The sequence below is a fragment of the Limnohabitans sp. genome (assembly GCF_044373035.1).
GTDB lineage: Bacteria > Pseudomonadota > Gammaproteobacteria > Burkholderiales > Burkholderiaceae_C > Limnohabitans_A.
This window is the reverse complement of the sequence record NZ_JBILQU010000203.1, coordinates 1-2,928: the sequence shown is the minus strand read 5'-3', so window position 1 is coordinate 2,928 and position 2,928 is coordinate 1. Positions and strand designations below refer to the sequence as shown.

3 protein-coding genes are annotated in these 2,928 nt (G+C 64.0%); all 3 read left to right on the top strand.

Features of this window, described 5'->3' with window-relative positions:
- The coding region (locus ACIQ47_RS15895) for a sulfite exporter TauE/SafE family protein (protein ID WP_396439005.1) at nucleotides 1-728 on the top strand (728 nt) is incomplete at its 5' end.
- Between the two features lie 9 nt (nucleotides 729-737).
- Nucleotides 738-2,540, top strand: a complete 1,803-nt coding sequence (locus ACIQ47_RS15890; RefSeq protein WP_396439004.1) for a nitrite/sulfite reductase — start codon at nucleotides 738-740, stop codon at nucleotides 2,538-2,540.
- A gap of 109 nt (nucleotides 2,541-2,649) precedes the next feature.
- A partial coding sequence (locus ACIQ47_RS15885) for a DUF934 domain-containing protein (RefSeq protein ID WP_396439003.1) occupies nucleotides 2,650-2,928 on the top strand: 279 nt, incomplete at its 3' end.

Genomic DNA, 2,928 nt, shown 5'->3' with positions numbered 1-2,928 from the left:
TGGGTGGCGGCTCTTTGATGACGCCGCTCTTGATCTTTTTCTTTGGCGTGAAGCCCTACATGGCCGTAGGCACCGACTTGCTGTTTGCGGCTTTCACCAAGTTAGGCGGCACCGTCAGCTTTGCCCAGCAGCGCATCGTGCCCTGGCGTGTGGTGGTCTTGCTCAGTGCGGGCAGCATTCCGGCCTGCTTGGTGACCCTGGGCTTTTTGCACTGGGTGGGACCGGCCTCCCCCGAGGTGCAGTCGCTGATGACCACCACTTTGGGTGTGGCCTTGCTGCTGACGGCCGCCGCCATGCTCTACAAGGCCATTCGCGGCCAACAGCTGCACCGCCACCTGGCCGCCGCCGACGAAGCCCGCGCCAGCACCCCCCGCCACTGGAGCCTGCCGGTGCTGTTTGGCGCGCTGATCGGCATCTTGGTCACCCTCACCTCGGTGGGCGCGGGCGCCATTGGCGTCACCGTGCTGCTCTTGCTGTACCCGATGCTGCCCCTGCCGCGCATCGTGGCGGCCGACATCGCTTATGCCGTGCCACTCACGCTGCTGGCGGGCTTGGGCCACGCCTCCATGGGTTCGGTCGATTGGGCCTTGCTGGCCAAGTTGCTGGCGGGCTCGTTGCCCGGCATCTGGCTGGGCTCGCGCCTGACCCAACACACGCCGGATCGCGTGATCCGCTCCTTGCTTTGCGTCCTGCTGGCCTGGGCTGGCACCAAACTGGTTTTGATCTGAGTTATTCCCATGTACCAATACACCGAATTTGACAAACAGTTCGTGCGCGCCCGCGCCGCACAGCACCGCGACCAACTCGAGCGCTTTGAAGCAGGCCAATTGACCAGCGATCAGTTCAAACCCCTGCGCCTGCAAAACGGCTGGTACGTGCAGCGTTACGCCCCCATGCTGCGCGTGGCCGTGCCTTACGGCGAAATCTCGGCACCCCAGCTCAAAGTGCTGGCCCAAATCGCCCGCGAGTACGACACGCCCGACGCCGCCTTGTTGGCAGAAGCCCAAGCCACGCAAGACAAAATTGCAGGCCCAGCCCCGAAGCTGACCACCAACTACGGTCACTTCACCACCCGCCAAAACGTGCAGTTCAACTGGATTCCCCTGTCCCAATCGGCTGACGTGATGGACCTCTTGGCCACCGTGAACCTGCACGGCATCCAGACCAGCGGCAACTGCATCCGCAACACCACCAGCGACGCGCTGGCCGGTGTGGCGGTGGACGAAGTGGTCGATCCCCGGCCCTACGCCGAGCTGATTCGCCAGTGGAGCACGCTGCACCCCGAATTCGCCTTTTTGCCCCGCAAGTTCAAGATCGCGATCACCGGCGCAGCCGAAGACCGCGCCGCCATTGGCTGGCACGACGTGGGCCTGCAAATGGTCAAGAACGCATCGGGCGAAGTGGGCTTCAAAGTGCTGGTGGGTGGCGGCATGGGCCGCACCCCGGTGGTGGGCACGCAGATCCGCGAGTTCTTGCCCTGGAACCAGATCATGAATTACCTCGAAGCCGTGATCCGCGTCTACAACCGCTGGGGCCGGCGCGACAACCTGTACAAGGCGCGCATCAAAATTTTGGTGAAAGCCGAAGGCCAGCGTTACTTTGACGAAGTCGAGGCCGAATACCAAGACATTTTGATCAAGGATGGCGGCCTGCACACCATCCCGCAAGCCGAGTTCGACCGCGTGGCCGCCTGCTTTGCCGCGCCTGCTTTGCACCTGCCAAACGATGCGTCGTGGGCCGCCAAGGCCGAAGCCGATGTCAGCATCGAAGCGGCCAAAACGCCCGCCTTTGCCCGCTGGATCGCGCAAAACGTCAAACCGCACCAAAACCCCGCGCTGCGCGCTGTGAGCCTGTCGTTCAAGCGCGTGGGCCAGGCCCCCGGAGACGCCACGGCCGACCAGCTCGATGCTGCTGCCGCACTGGTCGCCCAATATTCCTCAGGCGAAGCCCGCGTGACGCACACCCAAAACCTGGTGCTGCCCTGGGTGCGCCTGGACCAACTGCACGCCCTGTGGCTCGAAGCCAAGGCCTTGGGCTTGGCCCAACCGAACATTGGCCTGCTGACCGACATGATCGCCTGCCCCGGCGGCGACTATTGCGCGCTGGCCAATGCCCGTTCGCTGCCCTTGGCGGCCGCCATCACCGAGCGCTACCAAGACCTGGACGAGCTGAACGACCTGGGCCCCATCGACTTTCACATCAGCGGCTGCATCAACTCCTGCGGCCACCACCACTCGGGCCACATCGGCATCTTGGGCGTCGACAAGGACGGCAAGGAGTGGTACCAGGTCACGCTGGGCGGCTCGGACGGCAAAGACCTGTCAGGCCCCACCACTCCCGGCAAAGTAGTCGGCCCTTCGTTCTCTTCGTTTGAAGTGCCCGACGTGATCGAGGCGATTTTGGACACCTACAAAGCCCTGCGCATCAGCCAAGGTCACCAGGCCGAAGCCTTCATCGACACCCTGCGCCGCGTGGGACAAGACCCGTTCAAGGCGGCGGCCAACGCAGCACGCCACCGGGCTGAGGAACAAACAGCCTGAATATCCCTGTAGGAGCGAGCCCCTGCTCGCGAATGTTCGCCCCGGCCTAAGCATGCATTCGGCCGCAGGGGCAGCCTCCCACAGAACACCACCCCACACAGCAGCACCCATGAAAATCATCACCGCCCAAAAACACCAGACCGTTGACTCACCAGCCGCCATCACACTGGCCAACGACGCCGACCCGCGCACACTCGACCTGAGCGGCGTGACCCGCATCGACCTGCAGTTCCCCAAATTCACCGATGGCCGAGCTTACAGCCAGGCCTTCTTGCTGCGCCGCCGCCTGGGCTTTGCGGGCGAGTTGCGCGCCACCGGCGACGTGCTGATCGACCAGTTGGTGCAAATGCAGCGCACCGGCTTTGACGTGGCCGTGCTGCGCGAAGGC